Annotated in this window: 22 protein-coding genes and 1 tRNA gene; 18 read left to right on the forward strand and 5 right to left on the reverse strand. The window is 65.8% G+C overall.

Annotation, left to right across the window (positions count from 1 at the left end; all coding sequences use genetic code 11):
• Window positions 1-84: 84 nt before the first annotated feature.
• Window positions 85-2,982 (reverse strand): DEAD/DEAH box helicase, encoded by a 2,898-nt coding sequence (locus AC3WLY_RS18595; RefSeq protein WP_492310615.1) that lies wholly within the window; start codon window positions 2,980-2,982, stop codon window positions 85-87.
• 416 nt (window positions 2,983-3,398) lie between these two features.
• Between AC3WLY_RS18595 and AC3WLY_RS18600 the strand changes: the two genes are divergently transcribed.
• A tRNA-Gly gene (locus tag AC3WLY_RS18600) sits at window positions 3,399-3,473 on the forward strand.
• A gap of 132 nt (window positions 3,474-3,605) precedes the next feature.
• Complete coding sequence (trmB, locus tag AC3WLY_RS18605; RefSeq protein WP_072436148.1) at window positions 3,606-4,373, forward strand: tRNA (guanosine(46)-N7)-methyltransferase TrmB; 768 nt, start codon at window positions 3,606-3,608, stop codon at window positions 4,371-4,373.
• 113 nt (window positions 4,374-4,486) lie between these two features.
• On the opposite strand, the gene AC3WLY_RS18610 is transcribed toward trmB, so the two are convergent.
• The 3 genes from AC3WLY_RS18610 to AC3WLY_RS18620 form a co-directional block, all read right to left on the reverse strand.
• A complete protein-coding gene (locus AC3WLY_RS18610) occupies window positions 4,487-5,317 on the reverse strand; it encodes an undecaprenyl-diphosphate phosphatase (protein ID WP_152864725.1) in 831 nt (276 codons plus the stop codon).
• A 75-nt stretch (window positions 5,318-5,392) separates the two neighbouring features.
• Complete coding sequence (locus AC3WLY_RS18615) at window positions 5,393-5,974, reverse strand: DUF1439 domain-containing protein (RefSeq protein WP_310137197.1); 582 nt, start codon at window positions 5,972-5,974, stop codon at window positions 5,393-5,395.
• 144 nt (window positions 5,975-6,118) lie between these two features.
• Window positions 6,119-6,436: a YkgJ family cysteine cluster protein gene (locus tag AC3WLY_RS18620; protein ID WP_492310632.1), complete on the reverse strand. Its 318-nt coding sequence runs from the start codon at window positions 6,434-6,436 to the stop codon at window positions 6,119-6,121.
• 173 nt (window positions 6,437-6,609) lie between these two features.
• Here AC3WLY_RS18620 and hemN point away from each other — a divergent pair, with 173 nt between their 5' ends.
• From hemN to AC3WLY_RS18640, 4 genes are all read left to right on the forward strand, one after another.
• Complete coding sequence (gene hemN, locus AC3WLY_RS18625) at window positions 6,610-8,001, forward strand: oxygen-independent coproporphyrinogen III oxidase (RefSeq protein WP_425131267.1); 1,392 nt, start codon at window positions 6,610-6,612, stop codon at window positions 7,999-8,001.
• Window positions 8,002-8,085: 84 nt separating this feature from the next.
• Window positions 8,086-8,343 (forward strand): hypothetical protein, encoded by a 258-nt coding sequence (locus AC3WLY_RS18630; protein WP_425131268.1) that lies wholly within the window; start codon window positions 8,086-8,088, stop codon window positions 8,341-8,343.
• A 104-nt stretch (window positions 8,344-8,447) separates the two neighbouring features.
• Complete coding sequence (locus AC3WLY_RS18635) at window positions 8,448-9,104, forward strand: protein-L-isoaspartate O-methyltransferase family protein (protein WP_175962586.1); 657 nt, start codon at window positions 8,448-8,450, stop codon at window positions 9,102-9,104.
• 14 nt (window positions 9,105-9,118) lie between these two features.
• Entirely contained in the window at window positions 9,119-9,442 is a 324-nt protein-coding gene (locus AC3WLY_RS18640; protein ID WP_006488544.1) for a rhodanese-like domain-containing protein, read from the forward strand.
• Window positions 9,443-9,548: 106 nt separating this feature from the next.
• Here the strand turns inward: AC3WLY_RS18640 and AC3WLY_RS18645 are convergent, their stop codons facing one another.
• The gene (locus AC3WLY_RS18645; RefSeq protein WP_425131269.1) at window positions 9,549-9,671 is read right to left on the reverse strand and encodes a hypothetical protein; all 123 of its coding nucleotides are present in this window, start codon (window positions 9,669-9,671) and stop codon (window positions 9,549-9,551) included.
• 239 nt (window positions 9,672-9,910) lie between these two features.
• On the opposite strand from AC3WLY_RS18645, the gene urtA reads away from it, so the two are divergent.
• From urtA to ureG, 12 genes are all read left to right on the forward strand, one after another.
• Window positions 9,911-11,218, forward strand: a complete 1,308-nt coding sequence (gene urtA, locus AC3WLY_RS18650) for an urea ABC transporter substrate-binding protein (protein ID WP_175962584.1) — start codon at window positions 9,911-9,913, stop codon at window positions 11,216-11,218.
• Between the two features lie 142 nt (window positions 11,219-11,360).
• A complete protein-coding gene (urtB, locus tag AC3WLY_RS18655) occupies window positions 11,361-12,980 on the forward strand; it encodes an urea ABC transporter permease subunit UrtB (RefSeq protein WP_492310616.1) in 1,620 nt (539 codons plus the stop codon).
• 1 nt (window position 12,981) lies between these two features.
• Window positions 12,982-14,169 (forward strand): urea ABC transporter permease subunit UrtC, encoded by a 1,188-nt coding sequence (gene urtC, locus AC3WLY_RS18660; protein WP_492310617.1) that lies wholly within the window; start codon window positions 12,982-12,984, stop codon window positions 14,167-14,169.
• Window positions 14,166-15,023 (forward strand): urea ABC transporter ATP-binding protein UrtD, encoded by an 858-nt coding sequence (gene urtD / locus AC3WLY_RS18665; RefSeq protein WP_175962581.1) that lies wholly within the window; start codon window positions 14,166-14,168, stop codon window positions 15,021-15,023. The genes urtC and urtD overlap by 4 nt, the downstream gene beginning before the upstream one ends.
• A 4-nt stretch (window positions 15,024-15,027) precedes the next feature.
• Entirely contained in the window at window positions 15,028-15,720 is a 693-nt protein-coding gene (urtE, locus tag AC3WLY_RS18670) for an urea ABC transporter ATP-binding subunit UrtE (protein ID WP_047900002.1), read from the forward strand.
• Window positions 15,721-15,842: 122 nt separating this feature from the next.
• Entirely contained in the window at window positions 15,843-16,718 is an 876-nt protein-coding gene (locus AC3WLY_RS18675; RefSeq protein ID WP_492310618.1) for an urease accessory protein UreD, read from the forward strand.
• 236 nt (window positions 16,719-16,954) lie between these two features.
• On the forward strand, window positions 16,955-17,257 hold the full coding sequence (gene ureA, locus AC3WLY_RS18680; RefSeq protein ID WP_006406310.1) for an urease subunit gamma: 303 nt from the start codon (window positions 16,955-16,957) through the stop codon (window positions 17,255-17,257).
• Between the two features lie 8 nt (window positions 17,258-17,265).
• Window positions 17,266-17,571, forward strand: coding sequence for an urease subunit beta (locus tag AC3WLY_RS18685; RefSeq protein WP_034182910.1), 306 nt, complete (start codon window positions 17,266-17,268; stop codon window positions 17,569-17,571).
• 38 nt (window positions 17,572-17,609) lie between these two features.
• Complete coding sequence (gene ureC, locus AC3WLY_RS18690) at window positions 17,610-19,316, forward strand: urease subunit alpha (RefSeq protein WP_204425932.1); 1,707 nt, start codon at window positions 17,610-17,612, stop codon at window positions 19,314-19,316.
• Window positions 19,317-19,333: 17 nt separating this feature from the next.
• Window positions 19,334-19,939, forward strand: a complete 606-nt coding sequence (ureE, locus tag AC3WLY_RS18695; protein ID WP_492310619.1) for an urease accessory protein UreE — start codon at window positions 19,334-19,336, stop codon at window positions 19,937-19,939.
• Window positions 19,926-20,606, forward strand: a complete 681-nt coding sequence (locus AC3WLY_RS18700) for an urease accessory protein UreF (protein ID WP_492310620.1) — start codon at window positions 19,926-19,928, stop codon at window positions 20,604-20,606. The genes ureE and AC3WLY_RS18700 overlap by 14 nt, the downstream gene beginning before the upstream one ends.
• A gap of 17 nt (window positions 20,607-20,623) precedes the next feature.
• Entirely contained in the window at window positions 20,624-21,271 is a 648-nt protein-coding gene (gene ureG, locus AC3WLY_RS18705; protein ID WP_034182906.1) for an urease accessory protein UreG, read from the forward strand.
• The last annotated feature ends 1 nt before the right edge of the window (window position 21,272 follow it).

Raw genomic sequence — 21,272 nt, forward strand, 5'->3', positions numbered from 1 at the left:
AAGACCGGCTGATCGAATTCCGCAACAGCTTGACAGCACGCTATCGCTATTCCAGCGAGCACACATGCGCCGCGAGATATAGTTCTACGGATAAGTTCTGAACGGAAGATCATCGGCTTTCGCTTGGCCAGGTGTAGCAAGCCATTGCCATAGCTGAGCCTGAGTAAGGTTACCCTCGCACACCCGGAGAAGCGCCTCGCCTAGGTCATGGCTTTCAACCACACTCAATCTGCCGCACGCGTTGATCACACTCGGCACACTAGGGTCTACACCAGGATGGCAGAGCGTTACGCAGAATATCTCTTTGTATCCGTGAACCTCTGACGCGGCCAAGACTTCGACTGCCGAGTTGTAGTCAACCAGCTTATCATTGATTTTCGACTTCAATTCGAGGATGAGAGGCGGAGAATCCGAGAGCTCCAGAAGATAGTCAGGAGCACCCGTCACGGCCCTATCGTCAAGGCGCTGAAATTTGATATTAAGCAACTGCATAGCCTTTTCGAACGCAGCCTCAAACGCTGTACCCCGCGAAGCATAGTACGTCTCCACGTCTTGTGAGTGGGGACAATGCTTTGCGCGTACAGCATGGCGCTCCGCTGTACACCGACGTTGCTCTTGTTTCCATTGTCGCGAAGCATCGCGTAACCAATTTGCCTTCGCATGTGGTGACGGCTTCACGGCGTCAAATACCGCCAGCCTCACTTGGTCCGCCTCAGCTGTTCCCAGCATAAGTTGATCCAGTGAGGTGAAGCCTCGATTGCGTAACCCCAGTATCTCTCCACGCGTCAATCTGAACGCCCCTTCTCGACTGTTCAACCAAGTCATCCACAAGACTTCGTCCGGCAAGCCCTCGGCCACTCTCAGCGACAGTCGCCGCAAATATCTCGGTAGCTTTCTAAGGTTCGCGAGTTGGCTATTGGGAATCATGAGATACCGCGGCCGCAATGCACTCGGCGTTCGAGCATCAGTCGCAGCTTCGATGATGGCGGCAACACCGCTCAACATCCAGCATACGTTCCGAAACATGTCGCGCAGGCTACCTGCACGAAGCGCGTCTAGCGAATGTTCTATGTCTCGAAGTTCCGCGCCGTTAATCCAGTCCACAGTGATCTTGGCGGCATTAACTGGCGCTGGGTCGGCTTGCCATACGGGCTCCATTAGTTCGGCGCGGTATGCATCCGCATCGATCAGGTACGGTTCGTCAAGCTGATATGGTAAGTGCCTCGTGCGCGTCTCTCGTGATCCACTCCTGAATTCCGGTGAACTGAAACATGCCGATGTGACGAGAAACGCGAGTTTGTCAGCGTCAGCTGTTTGTTGGTTACCCGGAAGATATGTCGGAAGAATGTCCACCTGATTCACAAAATGACGCATAAGCGCCACTCCGGTCTCCGGCAACAACCCCGAGTGGGCAACTGCCTTGCCGAACGGCGTCGCTGTAAGCCGTCCGGAGTTAGCTTCGATAAGCAACACTTCCTGCTTTAGATAGGCGATCGACCCTCCCAGGTGGGACGGCCACATGGAAAATGCGTCGGTGTTCTTGTCTTCCTCTCTAAGCCCGCTCAGTGTCGATTTGACAAGCGCATCTACCTCGTTCCTCGACTTGCAAAGCCCGGACGCGACCAACTGAAGCACGAGCTGATCGAATCCCCCGGGACCAATCCTCGATTGAAGAGGAGGCAGACTGCCGAGGTCGAGATATTGCTTAGAAGCACGAATCTGTTGCTCGCTCGTAGCCAAGAAAATCACTCGGCCATGGTCATGGTCGAATCCCATTCTGCCGACGCGGCCAGCCATGTTATGAAACTCGGCAGCAGAAATGGGCTCGCGCCCCCGCAGTTCGCTGTTCCAGCGCTCCCAGAAAATGATCGCCGCACCCAGTGGAAAATTAACACCAGCCGCCAGTGTTGTCGTGGCGAAAACGACGTCAAGATGCCCACTCAGCAGGTGTTGCTCAATAATCGCGCGTTCTTCCTCGGTAAGATCCGAGCTGTGAACAGCAAATCGATGCGGCAAATACCGCGCCAACAATGAATTGACCGTCGTAACAGGAAGTTGATCGAAAGCAAGCGACAATTGGCCAACGCTCGGCTTAGTTATTGACTTGAAATATGCGGCAGCGAAATCATAGGTTTGCTTGCGGCTTGTGCAGAAAACGATGATCGGCCGGACCGCCGGCTCTTGCCGTAGAAGCACCGCGAGGACATCCAGAGGATTGAGGCTATTCGATCCCGTCGCTGTCGAACGTACGATCGTTTCGGGGGAGTTAGTCTCCACCGAAAATATTCCCTGATTCGTCCAGCATTCGTATCTCAAGTGCTTTTCACGACGATCCGCTGAAACCAACTTTACACCGAGCCAATGCGCGAGATCACGTGCATCACTCGCCTGAAGTACCGCAGAAAGCCCCACGAACTGCCGCCACCCGGCGTTCTTCAGCAGCGTGAGCAACACCTCAACGTTCTGCCCACGATGCTCGTCACCGATAAGTTGGATTTCGTCGCAAACGACAACCGTCGAGCTCATGTCAGACGGCACGCCACTCGCTGATAGCAATGCGAGATATTTCTCGTACGTTGCGATGAGCAAAGGTGCGTCCAGAGGATTCTTGGGTGCGCTACCGTCGGCTGTTTCAACGGAGTCGCCCGTTGCAATTATCAATGACGTAAGATCGCCGTCTAGATGACTCTCGATCAACTGTTCTCGAAAATCTTCGAACTTCTGCCTTGCTAAAGCACGATGCGTCAGCAGGTACACCGTTCGGCAGTTGTTCTCCAATCCATGCGCGATGGCCCAAAGCGCGATCTGCGTCTTCCCCGTAGACGTTGGAGAAACGATCAATACGCTTTCACCGCGTCCGACCCCGGCATCAAGCGCAGCAAATTGAACGTCTGTAAGGGAATATTCAGTGCCGTCACGAAAGACAAGCGATTCGACAGATTCCGCCGACAACCCGTGGTTTGCCGGAAGCTCGAACTTCATAATGGTCTCTCTCTTGTGGTTTTTCTCGAAGTCTGTCTGCCAGTGGCATCGCTTCGGGCGTCTTTGCTCGGATTCGATTGTCTGTGCTTGGTCGAATACTGTTTAGTTATAGTCTAACCAATCGCAACGCGCAATTTTTAGTACTTCGTGACCGGTTGGCCAAGAGAGTTCACACGACGACTCGCCTGCAAGCGCGCTGCCAGTTCGCTGCCCGCTGGCTCGGGCTGAATGGCCCAGCTATTTGCGGATTCAACCAATCGCGCAAATTGCGTCGACGGACCGTTTTTGGCCGATCCGTTGACGACCATTCTCGGCGACGCCACCGCCCCACGATCCAGCCATGCCAGTTTCGCTGCCACCGCCCCAAACCGCCCGCTTGCCATCCCCACGTCAAACCCTGTAGAATTGCGCGTTCTGCGGGCGTCGTATAATGGCCATTACCTCAGCTTCCCAAGCTGATGACGTGGGTTCGATTCCCATCGCCCGCTCCACTTTCCGGCTGCACGGCAGCCTGCGCAAAAGCCGCCTCGTCGAAGGCGGCTTTTTTGTACCATGTGCCGGTTCCCCGGCGCACTGCTGCGCGCAACGGGCCCTCGCCCGCAACAAAGCCTTTCTCTGTACCGATGATGCACGACGATCCGAACGAAGCCGGCCTGCCGCCGCACGACGACGCCATTCCCGACGAAGCCGCCGACGGCGCCGACGAAGTCAATCCGCTGCACCACCGCCGCATCCGCAGCTTCGTCACGCGCGCCGGCCGCGTGTCGACCGGCCAGCGCCGCGCGCTTGACGAACTCGGCCCGCGCTTCGTCGTCCCGTATGCGCCGGAGATGCCCGACTGGAACGCGGTGTTCGGCCGCAGCGCGCCGCGCATCCTCGAGATCGGCTTCGGGATGGGCGCATCGACCGCGGAAATCGCCGCGAACCGCCCCGGCGACGACTTCCTCGGCGTCGAAGTGCACGAGCCGGGAGTCGGCGCGCTGCTGAAGCTGATCGGCGAGCAGAACCTGTCGAACATCCGCATCATCCAGCACGACGCGGTCGAAGTGCTCGAGCACATGCTCGCGCCGGAAAGCCTCGACGGCGTGCATATCTTCTTCCCCGATCCGTGGCACAAGGCGCGCCATCACAAGCGCCGGCTGATCCAGCCGCCGCTCGTCGCGCATCTCGCGTCGCGCCTGAAGCCCGGTGCATACATTCACTGCGCGACCGACTGGCAGAACTACGCGGAACAGATGCTGGAAGTGCTCGGCGCGGAGCCGACGCTCGAAAACACGGCCGCCGACTACGCGCCGCGCCCCGACTATCGCCCGGTGACGAAGTTCGAACGGCGCGGGCTGCGGCTCGGTCACGGCGTGTGGGACCTGGTGTTCCGCAAGCGCGCAGGCTGAGCCATTCCGCTGAGGCGGCGCACGCCGCGCCGCCCCGGACGACAAAACGGCCCGACCGGCATCTGCCGATCGGGCCGTTTTTTATCGGAAGCGCGCCCGCCTCCGTATCTGCATCACGCCCAGTTCAGCCAGCCGCTGTACCCGACCAGCAGCACGAACAGCCCGAACGCGATCCGGTACCACGCGAACACTGTGAAATCGTGCGTCGCGACGTAGCGCAGCAGCCAGCGCACGCACACGAACGCGCTGACGAACGCCGCGACCAGCCCGAGTGCGAACAGGCCGAGCGAATCGACGGTGAACGCCTGCCAGTCCTTGACGGTTTCGTAGAGCGTCGCGCCGAAGATGATCGGAATCGCGAGGAAAAACGAGAATTCGGTGGCGACGCGCCGGTCGAGGCCGAACAGCATCCCGCCGATGATCGTCGAGCCCGACCGCGACATGCCGGGAATCAACGCGAAGCACTGCGCGATGCCGACCTTCAGCGCATCGAGCGGCGTCAGCGCATCGACCGACATCACGCGCGGCGGCTCGCCGCGCTCGCGCTGCCGCGCCTCGGCCCACAGGATGATCGCGCCGCCCACGACGAGCGCGAACGCGACGGGCACCGGCGAGAACAGCACGGCCTTGATCTTCTTCTCGAACAGGAGGCCGAGCGCGATCGCCGGAATCGTCGCGATCACGACGTTCAGCGTGAAGCGCCGCGCGTCGGGCCGGCTCGGCAGCCCGGAGACGATCGACACGATCCGTTGCCGGTACTCCCAGCAAACCGCGAGGATCGCACCGAACTGGATCACGACGTCGAAGGTTTTCGCGTGCGAATCGTTGAAATTCAGGAAGCTGCCCGCGACGATCAGGTGACCGGTGCTCGACACCGGCAGGAATTCCGTCAGCCCCTCGACGACGCCGAGGATCAATGCCTTGCAGATCAGGATCCAGTCCATCCGTGGCCCAACTCCGAAATGGTCGAAAGGAAGGGCCAGGTTGCCGCGCGGCCCGCTCGGCCGCGCGGCTCGACGTCATTTTTCGACGATCGCCACGCGTATGCCGTTTGTAAGAATCGTAATTGTACCGGGTTCGTAGTTCACTCCGGCAAATTGCAGTTGTTCGGGCTTGAACGTGTAGATCGGATAGTTGGTCAGCACTTGCGTCGCGAGCAGGCCGGCGGCCGCGCCGACCTGCTGCGCATACATCTGCGCGTCGCCGTCGAGCACGAGGCTGTCGACGGCCGGCGCCTTCAGCACGACCGAGCGGCTCGGCGCGTCGTACGCGAGCTGGCCCGACACGGTGAACTTGCCGCTGACGGGCGCGCGCAGGAACGGGCTCGCGAAATTCGCGTCGAGCTGCACGGCGACGCGGTTCTGGTCGGGCAGCAGGTTGACGGCCGGGTTCGCGAGCGACACGTCGACGACCTGCGCGACCGTCTTCTGATACGGGAACTTGCGTGCGACGGCTTTCTGCACGTCGCCGCGCGAGAACGTGTAGTGATCGGGGATGAACGGGAATGTCGACGCGCACGCGGCGAGCGACAGCGTCACGCCGATGGCGCCGACGGTTGCGGCGAGAAAACGGCGCCGGCCGGGCGCGCGAGGTGCGGTCATGCTTGAACAATCTCCTGTATCCGGCGCAGCGGCGATCGGGCTGTCGGCGCTGCGCCCATGCCGGGCAATCGACCGGAGTTAGTGCTTCAACCCGCGCCGCGGGTTCCATGCGTCGTATTCGCGTCGAACGCGGCCGGCAATCCGCTACCGCCCCATGCCGCCACGCGGCGACGGCTGCGTCGCGGCCTCGAGGCGCGTGAGCCACGCGAGCGCGTCGCCGCGCGATGCGCCGCACATGTCGGCGGACGGTTGCAGCCCCGAACAGCACGCGGGCCGCTCGGGCCGGCCGAAGATCCGGCAGCGCAGGTCGTCGCCGAGCTGCACGCAACGCACGCCGGCCGGCTTGCCGTCGGGCATGCCCGGAATGGGGCTGGAAATCGACGGCGCGATGCAGCACGCGCCGCAGCCCTCGCGGCACGCGTGCGGCGGCAGGACATCGGCGGGTGCCGGGCGGACAGGCATTTCGACGGACACTCGGCTCTCTCGAACGAACAACAAAAAAACGGTGCGGCAACCGGACGCGGCGTTCGGCAGCCCACCCCGCATTGTGCCATCGCCGGCTGCGACGTTATTACGCAATGCAGCGGAATCGCGCGTTTATATACTCGAAAGCATCTAAAAAGCGCGAGACCATCATGAGCTCCGGTTCTGCCGACATAATGTTCCGTCCCGATTTGCTCACGAAATACGGCGCGAACGGGCCGCGCTATACGTCTTACCCCACCGCGCTGCAGTTTCGCGACGATTTCGACCCGGCCGACTACGTGCGCGCGGCCGGCGACCCCGGCGCGTCGTCGAGCGAGCTGTCGCTGTATTTCCACATCCCGTTCTGCAACACCGCGTGCTTCTACTGCGGCTGCAACAAGATCGCGACCAACAACCGCCGCCGCGCGCGCCCGTATCTCGACCAGCTCAAGCGCGAGATGGCGCTGCAGGCCGCGCTGTTCGATCCGGCCCGCCCGGTCACGCAACTGCACTGGGGCGGCGGCACGCCGACCTTTCTTTCCGACGACGAAACGGCCGAGCTGATGGCGGCCACCCGCGAGCACTTCGCGCTCGCGCCGGACGCCGACGCCGAGTTCTCGATCGAGATCGACCCGCGCACGGTCACGCCCGCGACGCTCGTGCACCTGCGCACGATCGGCTTCAACCGGCTGAGCCTCGGCGTGCAGGATTTCGATCCGGTCGTGCAGCAGGCGATCAACCGCATCCAGCCGCTCGCGATGACGGCCGACCTGCTCGCCGCCGCGCGCGCGACGGGCTTCCATTCGGTCAGCGTCGACCTGATCTACGGGCTGCCGCACCAGACGGTCGCCGTGTTCGCGCGCACGCTCGAGACGATCATCGAACTCGCGCCCGACCGGCTGTCGGTGTTCGGCTACGCGCACATGCCGCACCTGTTCAAGATGCAGCGGCAGATCGACGATGCGACGCTGCCGCCGCCCGAAACGCGCATCGCGCTGCTCGGCCTCGCGATCGACATGCTGACGTCGGCCGGCTACGTGTACATCGGGATGGACCACTTCGCGCGGCCGTCCGACGAGCTCGTGCGAGCACAACAGAACGGCACGCTGCAGCGCAATTTCCAGGGCTACAGCACGCGCGCGGATACCGACCTCGTCGGTTTCGGCGTGTCGTCGATCGGCAAGGTCGGCGACGTGTACGCGCAGAACGCGAAGGACCTGCCCGCGTACGGCGCCGCGCTCGACGCGGGCCGGCTGCCGATCGTGCGCGGCGTGCGGCTCACGCCCGACGACCGGCTGCGCCGCGACGTGATCACGCAACTGATGTGCAACCTCGAACTGCCGTTCTCGCATGTCGAGGCCGCGCACGGCATCCGCTTCGCCGATCATTTCGCGCGCGAGCTCGACGCACTGCGTCCGTTCGAGCGCGACGGGCTGCTGACGATCGCGCGCGAGCGCCTGACGATCCATCCGGCCGGCCGGATGGTCGTGCGCAACATCGCGATGGCGTTCGACGCGTATCTCGGCCAGACGTCTCGACAGCGCTACTCGCGCACGGTCTAGCGCCGGCGCCAAACCGGCGGCCGCACGCGGGCGTGCCGCCGGTTTGCTACAGTGTGAGGCTTCCGCTCCGCCAGAACCCGCACGATGCGCACCACCAAAGCGACCCACGCGGTCGAACGCCTGAAGACCCGCTCCGGCAACCCGCAATTCGCGGCCGTCGCAATGGCGGGCGGCCTGTTCTATCTCGTCGACCGCTCGGGCGGCACCGCCGAGAAGCGCTGCGAGCCGCTGCCGCTCGACGCGTTCGTCAAGTTCGTCGACGAATTCGGCCCCAAAAAGCCGCGCAAGGCGAGCAAGCTCGACCTCGCTTTCGAGGCGCAGATCAAGAAGAGCAAAGGGTAAAGGTCCGTTGCAGGCTGCCTGAAGGCTTGACCGCCGCCCTGTTTGGTACAATCGCGTAGTTTATCTACCCCCGCTGGTGGCCGACCAGGCTGCATGACCACACCATGAATATCGAAAACGCTCGTTTCAACATGATCGAACAGCAGATCCGGCCGTGGGACGTGCTGGATCTGGACGTCCTGGGCCTGCTGTCGATCGTCAAGCGTGAAAACTACGTTCAGCCCGAATACCGCGATCTCGCGTTCGCCGATCTCGAACTGCCGCTGCCCGGCGGCCGCAGCAAGATGCTGTTCCCGCGCGTCGAAGCGCGTGTGCTGCAGGAGCTGACGGTCAAGAAGCACGAAAACGTGCTGCTGATCGGCGCGGGCTCGGGCTACCTGGCCGCGCTGTTCGCGCATCGCGCGCAGCAGGTGACGGCCGTCGAGATCGATCCGGCGATCGCGAAGTTCGCGGAAGACAACCTTCGCAACGACGGCGTGACCAACGCGGAAGTCGTGCTCGGCGACGGTTCGCGCGGCTGGGCCGGCAAGGCGCCGTACGACGTGATCTGCGTCGCGGGCGGCCTGCCCGTCGTGCCGCAGGAAATGCTCGAACAGCTGAAGGTCGGCGGCCGCCTGTCGGCATTCGTCGGCGGCCGTCCGGTGATGAAGGCGCAGATCATCACGCGCATCGACGACACGCAATACCGCGTCGCCGACGTGTTCGAAACCTACATCGACCACCTCGTCAACGCGATCGAGCCGTCGCGCTTCAAGTTCTGAGCGGCGGAGCCTCCATGCAGATCCTGACGCCCGCAATGCTCGCGGAATGGCTCGGCGATACGGCGCGCCCCGCGCCGGTCGTGCTCGACGTGCGCGAGCCGTGGGAAATCGCGACCGCGCAGATCGCCGGCAGCGTATCGATCCCGATGCAGCAGATTCCCGCGCGCAGCGAAGAGCTCGACGACGAAGCGGAAATCGTCTGCGTGTGCCATCACGGGATGCGCAGCGCGCAGGTCGCGATGTTCCTCGAATCGCGCGGCTTCACGAAGCTGTACAACCTGCAAGGCGGGATCGACGCGTGGTCGCGCGACGTCGATCCGTCCGTGCCGCGTTACTGATCTCTCCGGCGGCGCATCGCGCGCCGCCATACGGTGACCGGCACCGCGCCGGCCACACGATCCGCCGAACGGGCGCGCACTGCGCGCCCGTTTCGCTTTCCCCGCCCTACCCCGTTTCCCTCTGCGCATCGGCGACGATCGCGAACAGCCCGGCAATCTGCGCGTCGCCGATGACGAGCGGCGGCGAGAACGCGGGGATGTCGCCCGTATCGTCCGTATGGCGCTCCATCGCGCCGTTCCGGTAGCGCGTGCAGGCACCGGAACGGTGAAGCGCGTCCGTGCACCATTTGCGCCCGCGAACCTGCACCGCAACGGACCATCGATGCCGCACGAAGCGTCACGCGCACCGCGCGTTCGCCCGCACCGGCACGTCCGGCGTGCATGCATGCGGACTGGCACATGCCTTGCGTTACCTGATGGCCGGCGCCGCCACGGCGCACGCACATCCAACACGTCAAGGGGAACCCGATGAAACGTCGCAGTCTGTTGAAGTTCGGTTCGATGGCCGGCGCGCTCGCGCTGGCGGGCAAGAGCCCGTTCGCGCACGCGGCCGATGCGGGCACCGGCCCGATCAAGGTCGGCATCCTGCACTCGCTGTCGGGCACGATGGCGATCTCGGAGACGTCGCTGAAGGACACCGCGCTGATGACGATCGCCGACATCAACAAGAGCGGCGGCGTGATGGGCCGCAAGCTCGAGCCCGTCGTGGTCGATCCCGCGTCGAACTGGCCGCTGTTCGCCGAGAAGGCGCGGCAGTTGCTCACGCAGGACAAGGTCGCTTGCGTGTTCGGCTGCTGGACGTCGGTGTCGCGCAAGTCCGTGCTGCCGGTGTTCGAGGAACTGAACGGGCTGCTCTACTACCCGGTGCAGTACGAAGGCGAGGAAATGTCGCGCAACGTGTTCTACACGGGCGCCGCGCCGAACCAGCAGGCAATTCCGGCCGTCGAGTACCTGATGAGCGCGGAAGGCGGCGGCGCGAAACGCTTCTTCCTGCTCGGCACCGACTACGTGTACCCGCGCACGACCAACAAGATCCTGCGCGCGTTCCTGAAATCGAAGGGCGTGAAGGACGCCGATATTCAGGAGGTCTACACGCCGTTCGGCCACAGCGATTACCAGACCATCGTCGCGAACATCAAGACCTTCTCGCAGGGCGGCAAGACGACCGTGATCTCGACGATCAACGGCGACTCGAACGTGCCGTTCTACAAGGAGCTCGGCAACCAGGGCATCAAGGCGACCGATGTGCCGGTCGTCGCGTTCTCGGTCGGCGAGGAGGAACTGCGCGGGATCGACACGAAGCCGCTCGTCGGCCATCTCGCCGCGTGGAACTACTTCATGTCGGTGAAGAACCCGACCAACACGAAGTTCAAGGACCAGTTCGCCGCATGGGTGAAGGCGAACAACCTGCCGGGCGGCACGAAGCGCGTGACCAACGACCCGATGGAAGCGACCTACGTGGGCATCCATATGTGGAAGCAGGCCGTCGAAAAGGCGAAGAGCACCGACGTCGACAAGGTGCGCGTCGCGATGATCGGCCAGACCGTCGCCGCGCCGTCGGGCTTCACGCTCGCGATGGACGGCAACCATCACCTGCACAAGCCGGTGATGATCGGCGAGATCCGCGGCGACGGGCAGTTCAACGTCGTGTGGAAGACGAAGACCGCGGTGCGCGCGCAGCCGTGGAGCCCGTTCATCGCAGGCAACCAGGGCAAGCCGGATATCGTCTCGTCGATCCCCGCGTTCCTGCGCCGGCAGCGCGCGGCGCTGGCCTGACGCGGTGCGGCGCGTCGCGCACCGGCGTGACGTGCCGCTCGCATGCAGGTGCGGATGCGCCGGCCGCGCTTGCGGTGACGAACCGCACGCGCCGGCGCATCGCCGCATGAATCCGCTTCCCCACGCCCGACAGGATTTCCCGATGCCTATTCGCTTTCGCCGAGCCGCCGTCGCGATCGTCGCATGCGCCGCCCTCGCGGGCGCGCTGCCGCGCGCCGCGTTCGCGCTGACGGCCGCCGATACCGCCGCGCTCGCCGGCGACGACTTCGACGCGAAGACGGCCGCGATCGATCGGCTCGCCGCCGATGCCGATCCGCGCGCCGTTGCCGTGCTCAACGCGCTGTCGACCGGCGACGCGCTCGCGACCGGCGACAGCCGCCTGCTGATCCAGGCCGGCGACACGGCGCACGACGCGCTCACGCAGGCCGCGACGCCGGCCGGCGACGCGCAGCCCGTGATGCTGAACAACCTGCTGCGCACGAAGATCGCGGGCGCGCTGTCGGGCCTCGCGCTTGCATCGCCCGACGTCGCCGCGCGACGCGACGCGATCGATGCGCTGCTGAAGTCGCCGGACCCGGCACTCAAGCCGATGATCGACCGCGCCCGTGCGAAGGAAACCGATCCCGCGCTGAAGCGTCGCCTCGATGCACTGTGGGCGATCGCCGCGCTGCACGATGCCGATCCGGCGAAACGCCTCGAAGCCGTGCAGGTGGTGGCCGCGCGCCGCGACCTCGACATGATCGAACAACTGCGCCCGCTCGTCGCGAAAAATGCGGACGGCAGCTACGCGGAGCCCGACGCGCGCGTGCGCGATGCCGCGCAGCAGGGGCTCGACGCATTGCACTCGCTGCAGCGCCGCGGCGAGATCGTCGGCACGCTGTTCGCGGGCCTGTCGCTCGGCAGCGTGCTGTTGCTCGCCGCGCTCGGCCTCGCGATCACGTACGGGCTGATCGGCGTGATCAACATGGCGCACGGCGAATTCCTGATGATCGGTGCGTACGCAACCTATGTCGTGCAGACGCTGATCCAGCGCTACGCACCCGGTGCTTTCGACTGGTATCCGCTCATCGCCGTGCCCGCGTCGTTCGCGACGGCCGCGCTCGTCGGCATCGTGCTCGAACGGCTCGTGCTGCGCCATCTGTACGGCCGCCCGCTCGAAACATTGCTCGCGACCTTCGGCGTGAGCCTGATCCTGATCCAGGCGACGCGCATGCTGTTCGGCGCGCAGAACGTGCAGGTCGTGAACCCGTCGTGGATGAGCGGCGGCGTGACCGTGATGCAGAACCTGATCCTGCCGTACAACCGGCTCGCGATCCTCGCGTTCGCGCTAGCGGTGGTGTTCATCGCGTGGGCCGTGCTGACGAAGACGCGGCTCGGCCTGTTCGTGCGCGCGGTCACGCAGAACCGCCGGATGGCCGCGTGCGTCGGCGTGAAGACTGCGCGCGTCGACGCGTATGCATTCGCGTTCGGCGCGGGCATCGCCGGCCTCGGCGGCTGCGCGCTGTCGCAGATCGGCAACGTGGGCCCCGATCTCGGCCAGAACTACATCATCGATTCGTTCATGGCGGTCGTGCTCGGCGGCGTCGGGCAGATCGCCGGCACCGTGCTCGGCGGCTTCGGGCTCGGCCTCGCGAGCAAGGCGATCGAGCCGTTCTGGGGCGCCGTGCTCGCGAAGATCGCGGTGCTCGTGATGATCGTGCTGTTCATCCAGAAACGTCCTCAGGGCATGTTCGCCCCGAAGGGCCGCAGCGCGGAGGCTTGACGTGACTTTCATAACCGATTCGATGTCGAACCCGGTCGCCGGCGCACCGAAGCCCGCTGCCGCCGCACGTACAGCAGACGGCTTCGCGCTCGGCCTGCCGCCGCGCCCTGCGCTGCTGTCGCGCCGCGCATGGCTCGCGCTCGTCGCGCTGTGCATCGCGATCGGCATCGGCGTGCCGCTCGCCGCGCTCGTCGCGCCCGAAGCGAGCGCGTTCCATCTGTCCGCTTACGCGATGACGCTCGCCGGCAAGCTGATGTGCTACGCGATCGCCGCGCTCGCGCTCGATCTCGTATGGGGCTACTGCGGGATTCTTAGCCTCGGCCACGGGCTGTTCTTCGCGCTCGGCGGCTATGCGATCGGCATGTACCTGATGCGCGAGATCGGCCGCGACGGCAAGTACGGCAGCGACCTGCCCGACTTCATGGTGTTCCTCGACTGGCACCAGTTGCCGTGGTACTGGAGCGGCACGCAGCATCTCGCGTGGGCGCTCGCGCTCGTCGTGCTCGTGCCGGCCGTGCTCGCGTGGGTGTTCGGCTTCTTCACGTTCCGTTCGCGCGTGAAAGGCGTGTACCTGTCGATCATCACGCAGGCGCTGACGTTCGCCGCGATGCTGCTGTTCTATCGCAACGAGACGGGCTTCGGCGGCAACAACGGCTTCACCGACTTCAAGCGCATCGCGGGTTTCGCGATCACGTCGCCCGGCATGCGCACGGTGCTGCTGCTGCTGACGTTCGCGACGCTGGTGCTCGCGTTCATCGCCGCGCGCGCGATCGTCACGAGCAAGCTCGGGCGCGTCGTCACCGCGGTGCGCGACGGCGAAACGCGGCTGATGTTCCTCGGCTACAGCCCGCTCGCGTACAAGCTGTTCGTGTGGACCGTGTCGGCCGTGCTGTGCGGCATCGCGGGCGCGTTGTACGTGCCGCAGGTCGGCATCATCAATCCCGGCGAGATGTCGCCCGGCAACTCGATCGAGATGGCGATCTGGGTCGCGGTGGGCGGACGCGGCACGCTGATCGGGCCGATCGTCGGCGCGTTCGCGGTGAACGGCGCGAAGAGCCTGTTTACCGCGTACTTCGCCGAATACTGGCTGTTCTTCCTCGGCCTGATCTTCGTGCTCGTGCCGCTGCTGCTGCCGCGCGGGATCATGGGCCTCGTCGAAACCGTGCTCGCGAAAGGAAAACGTGCATGAACGGAACGGCCCTCTACCAGTTCACGCCGCCGCCGGAAGACGAGCTGCTGGCCGTCAGCGGCACCGCTTCGATGGGCCGCGTCGTGCCGCCCGGCATCGACACGTCGCACGGCACGATCCTCTACCTCGAGGATATCGAGGTGAGCTTCGACGGCTTCCGCGCGCTGAAGAAGCTGTCGCTCGCGATCGACGCGGGCGAGCTGCGCTGCGTGATCGGCCCGAACGGCGCCGGCAAGACGACGATGATGGACGTGATCACCGGCAAGACGCGCCCCGACGCCGGCAAGGTGTTTCTCGGCCAGACGCTCGACCTCGCGCGGATGAGCGAGCCCGAGATCGCGCGCACCGGCATCGGCCGCAAGTTCCAGAAACCCACCGTGTTCGAACAGCATCCGGTATGGGAAAACCTCGAACTCGCGATGCAGACCGACAAGGGCTGGCTCGCATCGCTGCGCGCACGGCTCGACCGCACGTCACAGGCGAAGATCGAGGAGACGCTCGCGCTGATCGGCCTCGAAAGCCACGCGTACCGCGCGGCCGGCGAGCTGTCGCACGGGCAGAAGCAGCGGCTCGAGATCGGCATGCTGCTGATGCAGCGCCCCGCGCTGCTGCTGCTCGACGAACCGGCGGCCGGGATGACCGACCACGAGACGATGGAACTCGCCGAGCTGCTGAACACGCTGCGCGGCACCTGCTCGATGATGGTCGTCGAGCACGACATGGAATTCGTCGCGGCGCTCGCGGGCGACACGGGCCGCGTGACGGTGATGGCCGAAGGCGCGGTGCTCGCGCAAGGCACGCTCGACCAGGTCAAGCGCGACGACGCGGTGATCGAGTCTTATCTCGGACGTTGAAACGATGCTGAAGATCGAAGCACTGAACCAGTACTACGGCGGCAGCCATATCCTGCGCAACGTGAACCTCGCCGCCGACGACGGCAAGCTCACCGTGCTGCTCGGCCGCAACGGCGTCGGCAAGAGCACGCTGCTGCGCTGCCTGATGGGCGTGGTCGCCGCGAAAAGCGGCACCGTGTCGTGGCGCGGCACGGCGCTCGGCGCGCTGCCGCCGTATGCGCGCGTCGCGGCCGGGCTCGCATACGTGCCGCAGGGCCGCGACATCTTTCCGCGGCTGACCGTCGAGGAGAACCTGCTCGTCGGCGCGGCGAGCCGCAAGGCGCCGTCGAAAGTGCCCGACCGCATCTACGACCTGTTCCCGGTGCTGAAGGACATGCGCGCGCGGCGCGGCGGCGACCTGTCGGGCGGCCAGCAGCAGCAGCTCGCGATCGGCCGCGCGCTGATGAGCGAGCCGCAACTGCTGATCCTCGACGAGCCGACCGAGGGCATCCAGCCGTCGATCATCCAGGACATCGGCCGCACGCTGCGCCAGCTCGTCGACGAATCGAACATGACGGTGCTGCTCGTCGAACAGTATTACGATTTCGCGCGCTCGATCGCGGACCGCTACTGGGTGATGAGCCGCGGCGAGATCGTCGCGGGCGGCGACGCGCGCGACATGGAAACGAACGGCGTGCGCGAGCTGATCGCGGTGTGACGCGCGGCACGGCAGCGGGCACCGGCGCACGCGGCGCTTTCAACGAACGCGGCATCTGCATTATTGTTCCGGTAGCATCCACGTTCTTCGCGCCCGTTTCCGTCGTTTCCCGCTCGCCGCCGATGTCCGCCCCCGATTCCCACGCCCCGCTGTCCCGCCCCGCCGTCGCCAAGTCGTGGCGCGGCCGCCTCGAACTCGGCTTCGAGCGACACGGCGCGCGCACGACGCTCGCGCACCGGCTGCACGACGGCCCGCTGCGCGTGCAGCGGCCGCTGTATCCGGAAGGCGACGCGATCTGCCACGCGGTGATCGTCCACCCGCCGGGCGGCGTCGCAGGCGGCGACCGGCTCGACATCGACATCGCTCTCGGCGACGGCACGCACGCGGTGCTGACAACGCCCGGCGCGACCAAGTGGTACAAGTCGAACGGCCTCGACGCGACGCAGCACATCGGCATCGCGGTCGGCGAGAACGCGAAGCTCGACTGGCTGCCGCAGAACAACCTGTTCTTCGACTCAGCGCACGCAGCGCTCGACTTCACCGTGACGCTCGGCGCGGGCGCGAGCGCGATCGGCTGGGATGCGACGCAGCTCGGCCGGCAGGCGGCCGGCGAAACCTGGTCGGCGGGCCGCATCGCGTCGACCGCCGCGCTCGTCGGTGCCGACGGCCGGCCGCTGTGGATCGAGCGCGCGCTGCTCGACGCGCACGATCCGCTGCGCGGCGCGCTACAGGGCCTCGCAGGTTTTCCCGCCTACGGCACGCTGTGGGCCGCCGGCGCCGCGTGCGACGCCGCACTGGCCGAATCGCTCGCCGCGCGGATGCCGTTCGACGATACGCTGCGCGCGGGCGCAACCTGCGTAACGCCCGGCGTCGTGCTCGTGCGCGCGCTGTCGACGTCGATGGAAGCGCTGCAGCGCCACTTCACCGATTGCTGGCTGCAGTTGCGGCCGATCGTGCACGGCGTCGACGCACGGCCGCTGCGCCTCTGGCAAACCTGAGCGCGCTCGCGCCACGCACCGTTTCGGCGCATCCCCGCATCAGGCGCTGCACGTTACCCATGCACCGCGCACCACGAACGCGCATTGCGCTGCGTTCCATGCACATGGCACGCGCCTTGCTGCTTACATAACCGATACACGGCGCGCGCAAAACGGCGCGGTGCTACGATGACCCGCACGTCCGCCCGGTTGCGCGCGTACCGATAAAAATTACGTTTTCCTGAACGTTTGCCTTCATGAAACTGACTCCCCGAGAAAAGGACAAGCTGCTGATCTTCACGGCGGCGCTGCTGGCCGAACGCCGTCGCGCGCGCGGCCTGAAGCTCAACTATCCGGAGGCGGTCGCCTTCATCACCGCCGCGCTGATGGAAGCCGCGCGCGACGGCAAGACGGTTGCCGAGGTGATGCACTACGGCACGACGCTGCTCACGCGCGACGACGTGATGGATGGCGTGCCCGAAATGATTCCCGACATCCAGGTCGAGGCAACCTTCCCCGACGGCACGAAGCTCGTGACCGTTCATCACCCGATTCCGTGAGGCAACGCATGATCCCCGGCGAAATCCTCACCGACGACGGCGAGCACGAACTGAACGCGGGCCGCGAAACGCTGACGCTCGTCGTCGCGAACACCGGCGACCGCCCGGTGCAGGTCGGCTCGCACTACCACTTCTTCGAAGTCAACGACGCACTGTCGTTCGACCGCGCGGCCGCGCGCGGCTTCCGGCTCAACATCGCGGCCGGCACGGCCGTGCGCTTCGAGCCGGGCCAGACGCGCACCGTCGAGCTCGTCGCGCTCGCGGGCGATCGGGCCGTCTACGGTTTTCAGGGCAAGGTGATGGGGCCGCTCTGAGCGACGCCTCACGCCCGTCTCTTCAGGAACAGCACGACATGACACTACGCTTGAGCCGCCGCGCGTACGCGGAAATGTTCGGGCCGACGACGGGCGACCGCGTCCGGCTCGCCGATACCGAACTGCTGATCGAGATCGAACGCGACTTCACGACCTACGGCGAGGAAGTGAAATTCGGCGGCGGGAAAGTGATCCGCGACGGGATGGGCCAGTCGCAGCGCGTGGCCGCCGACGTGCCCGACACGGTCATCACGAACGCGGTGATCCTCGATCACTGGGGCATCGTGAAAGCCGACATCGCGATCAAGCACGGCCGCATCGCCGCGATCGGCAAGGCCGGCAACCCGGACATCCAGCCGGGCGTGACGATCGCGATCGGCGCTGCGACCGAAGTGATCGCCGGCGAAGGGCTGATCGTGACCGCGGGCGGCATCGACACGCACATCCACTTCATCAGCCCGCAACAGATCGACGAGGCGCTCGCATCGGGCGTCACGACGATGCTCGGCGGCGGCACGGGGCCGGCCACCGGCACCAACGCGACGACCTGCACGCCGGGCCCGTGGCACATGGAGCGGATGCTGCAGGCCGCCGACGGCTGGCCGATCAACCTCGGCTTTCTCGGCAAGGGCAACGCGAGCCTGCCGCAGCCGCTCGTCGAGCAGATCGCGGCCGGCGCGATCGGGCTGAAGCTGCACGAGGACTGGGGCACGACGCCCGCCGCGATCGACAACTGCCTGTCGGTTGCGGACGACACCGACACGCAGGTCGCGATCCACACCGACACGCTGAACGAAGCCGGTTTCGTCGAATCGACGGTCGCCGCGTTCAAGGGCCGCACGATCCACACGTACCACACCGAAGGCGCGGGCGGCGGCCATGCGCCGGACATCCTGAAGGTATGCGGCGAGGCGAACGTGCTGCCGTCGTCGACCAACCCGACGCGCCCGTACACGATCAACACGCTCGACGAGCATCTCGACATGCTGATGGTGTGCCATCACCTCGATCCGTCGATCGCCGAGGATCTCGCGTTCGCCGAATCGCGGATCCGCCGCGAGACGATCGCGGCCGAGGACATCCTGCACGATCTCGGCGCACTGTCGATGCTGTCGTCCGATTCGCAGGCGATGGGCCGCGTCGGCGAAGTGATCATCCGCACCTGGCAGACCGCGCACAAGATGAAGGTGCAGCGCGGCGCGCTGCCCGAAGACGGCGCGCGCAACGACAACTTCCGCGCGAAGCGCTACGTCGCGAAGTACACGATCAACCCGGCGATCACGCACGGGATCGCGCACGAAGTCGGTTCGATCGAGCCCGGCAAGTGGGCCGACCTCGTGCTGTGGGAACCCGCGTTCTTCGGGATCAAGCCGTCGATGATCTTGAAGGGCGGGATGATCGCGGTCGCGCAGATGGGCGACCCGAACGCGTCGATCCCGACGCCGCAGCCCGTCCACTATCGCGAGATGTTCGCGACGCGCGGCGGCGCGCTCGCGCGCACGTCGCTGACCTTCGTGTCGCAGATGGCGGCCGATGCGGGCATCGCGGAACGCTACGGCCTCGCGAAGCGGATCGTGCCGGTGCGCAACTGCCGCAACGTGACGAAGGCCGACATGATCCACAACGCATGGCGCCCGTCGATCAGCGTCGATCCCGAAACCTACGACGTGATCGCCGACGGCCAGTTGCTCACCTGCGAGCCGGCGACGGTGCTGCCGATGGCGCAGCGCTATTTCCTGTTCTGATTTCCGGTTTTCGTTTTATGCGCACCCTCGACAAACGCATTGCCCCGAACGTGAAACTCGCCGCGTCGCTCGTCGCACGCGCACCGACGCTCACGCTCGCGTATGACGCCCGCTGCAAGAGCCGCCTCGCGGCGACGCTCGACACCGGCGAGGACGTCGCGGTGCTGTTGCCGCGCGGCACCGTGCTGCGCGACGGCGACGTGCTCGTCGCCGACGACGGCGCGCTCGTGCGCGTCGCCGCGGCGCCCGAAGCCGTGCTGCTCGTGCGCGCGGCCGATCCGCTCACGCTGATGCGCGCCGCGTACCACCTCGGCAACCGTCACACGCCGGTCGAGATCGGCGACGGCTACCTGAAGCTCGAAGCCGATCCGGTGCTCGCGGACATGCTGCGCCGGCTCGGCACGCAGGTCGAAGCAGCGAACGCGCCGTTCCAGCCGGAAGCCGGCGCGTACGGCGGCGGCCACAAGCACGGGCACGACGCGACGTTCGCCGAGGACTACGCGCTCGCGCAGCAGGTGTTCGGCGAACACCACGGACACTCGCATTCGCACGATCACGATCACGATCACGATCATCAACATGGTCCCGGATGCACGCACGGCCACGGCCATGATCACCACTGAACTCGTCGCGCTGCTGCACCTCGCGTCGCCGGCGCTGCCGATCGGCGCGTACAGCTATTCGCAGGGCCTCGAAGCCGCGCTCGACGCCAACCTGATCCACGACGCCGATTCCGCGCGCGACTGGATCGCGAGCGGCCTGACCGACGTGCTCGCGCACGGCGAGCTGCCGTTCCTCGCACACCAGCTCGCGCGCTGGCATGCGCATGACGTACACGCGCTCGCCGCCGAAAATGCATGGTTCGTCGCGAGCCGCGAATCGGCGGAACTGCGCCGCGAGACCGAACAGATGGGCTGGTCGCTCGCGCAGCTCTGCGCATCGCTCGAATGGGGCGATGCCGCGCGCCGCGCGACGCTCGCGTCGATGTCGCCTATCGCGCTGCCGACCGCATTCGCATACGCGGCCGCCGCGCACGATGCCGGCGCCGACGCGACGCTCGCCGCATACGCATTCGGCTGGGTCGAGAACCAGACGTCCGCCGCGCTGAAGGCCGTGCCGCTCGGCCAGCTCGCCGGGCAACGCATCATCGTCGCGCTGCGCGGCGCGATCGACGCGGCCGTGCGCCGCGCGCTCGCGACGCCGCCCGACGCCGTCAACACGTTCGCGCCGCAACTCGGCATCCTGTCCGCGCGGCACGAAACCCAGTACTCGCGGTTGTTCCGCTCCTGAACACGACGCTACCCGCCATGAACGCACCTGCTCCCTCCTCCGCCCGCCGCACGAAGAAACTGCCGCCGCTGCGCGTCGGCATCGGCGGCCCCGTCGGCTCCGGCAAGACCACGCTGCTCGAAATGCTGTGCAAGGCGATGCGCGACCGCTACGACCTCGTCGCGATCACCAACGACATCTATACGAAGGAAGACCAGCGGCTGCTGACGGTTGCGGGCGCGCTGCCCGAGGAACGCATCATGGGCGTCGAGACGGGCGGCTGCCCGCACACGGCGATCCGCGAGGATGCGTCGATCAACCTCGAAGCCGTCGACCGGATGCTGTCGCGCTTTCCCGACGCCGACATCGTGTTCATCGAATCGGGCGGCGACAATCTCGCGGCGACGTTCAGCCCCGAGCTGTCGGACCTGACGATCTACGTGATCGACGTCGCGGGCGGCGAGAAGATTCCGCGCAAGGGCGGCCCCGGCATCACGAAGTCCGACCTGCTCGTGATCAACAAGACCGATCTCGCGCCGCTGGTCGGCGCGAACCTCGACGTGATGGCGTCCGACACGAAGAAGATGCGCGGCGAGCGGCCTTACGTGATGACGAACCTGAAGGCGCTCGACGGCGTAGCGGACGTGATCGCGTTCATCGAGAAGAAGGGCTTGCTGACGGTCTGAG

The organism is Burkholderia sp. FW306-1C-G01B (assembly GCF_058781685.1).

Bases quoted from the DNA above. Each gene is read 5' to 3' on its own strand.
- AC3WLY_RS18595 (WP_492310615.1), bottom strand. From the start codon at position 2,982: ATGAAGTTCGAGCTTCCGGCAAACCACGGGTTGTCGGCGGAATCTGTC.
- trmB (WP_072436148.1), top strand. From the start codon at position 3,606: ATGATGCACGACGATCCGAACGAAGCCGGCCTGCCGCCGCACGACGAC.
- AC3WLY_RS18610 (WP_152864725.1), bottom strand. From the start codon at position 5,317: ATGGACTGGATCCTGATCTGCAAGGCATTGATCCTCGGCGTCGTCGAG.
- AC3WLY_RS18615 (WP_310137197.1), bottom strand. From the start codon at position 5,974: ATGACCGCACCTCGCGCGCCCGGCCGGCGCCGTTTTCTCGCCGCAACC.
- AC3WLY_RS18620 (WP_492310632.1), bottom strand. From the start codon at position 6,436: ATGCCTGTCCGCCCGGCACCCGCCGATGTCCTGCCGCCGCACGCGTGC.
- hemN (WP_425131267.1), top strand. From the start codon at position 6,610: ATGAGCTCCGGTTCTGCCGACATAATGTTCCGTCCCGATTTGCTCACG.
- AC3WLY_RS18630 (WP_425131268.1), top strand. From the start codon at position 8,086: ATGCGCACCACCAAAGCGACCCACGCGGTCGAACGCCTGAAGACCCGC.
- AC3WLY_RS18635 (WP_175962586.1), top strand. From the start codon at position 8,448: ATGAATATCGAAAACGCTCGTTTCAACATGATCGAACAGCAGATCCGG.
- AC3WLY_RS18640 (WP_006488544.1), top strand. From the start codon at position 9,119: ATGCAGATCCTGACGCCCGCAATGCTCGCGGAATGGCTCGGCGATACG.
- AC3WLY_RS18645 (WP_425131269.1), bottom strand. From the start codon at position 9,671: ATGGAGCGCCATACGGACGATACGGGCGACATCCCCGCGTTCTCGCCG.
- urtA (WP_175962584.1), top strand. From the start codon at position 9,911: ATGAAACGTCGCAGTCTGTTGAAGTTCGGTTCGATGGCCGGCGCGCTC.
- urtB (WP_492310616.1), top strand. From the start codon at position 11,361: ATGCCTATTCGCTTTCGCCGAGCCGCCGTCGCGATCGTCGCATGCGCC.
- urtD (WP_175962581.1), top strand. From the start codon at position 14,166: ATGAACGGAACGGCCCTCTACCAGTTCACGCCGCCGCCGGAAGACGAG.
- urtE (WP_047900002.1), top strand. From the start codon at position 15,028: ATGCTGAAGATCGAAGCACTGAACCAGTACTACGGCGGCAGCCATATC.
- AC3WLY_RS18675 (WP_492310618.1), top strand. From the start codon at position 15,843: ATGTCCGCCCCCGATTCCCACGCCCCGCTGTCCCGCCCCGCCGTCGCC.
- ureA (WP_006406310.1), top strand. From the start codon at position 16,955: ATGAAACTGACTCCCCGAGAAAAGGACAAGCTGCTGATCTTCACGGCG.
- AC3WLY_RS18685 (WP_034182910.1), top strand. From the start codon at position 17,266: ATGATCCCCGGCGAAATCCTCACCGACGACGGCGAGCACGAACTGAAC.
- ureC (WP_204425932.1), top strand. From the start codon at position 17,610: ATGACACTACGCTTGAGCCGCCGCGCGTACGCGGAAATGTTCGGGCCG.
- ureE (WP_492310619.1), top strand. From the start codon at position 19,334: ATGCGCACCCTCGACAAACGCATTGCCCCGAACGTGAAACTCGCCGCG.
- AC3WLY_RS18700 (WP_492310620.1), top strand. From the start codon at position 19,926: ATGATCACCACTGAACTCGTCGCGCTGCTGCACCTCGCGTCGCCGGCG.
- ureG (WP_034182906.1), top strand. From the start codon at position 20,624: ATGAACGCACCTGCTCCCTCCTCCGCCCGCCGCACGAAGAAACTGCCG.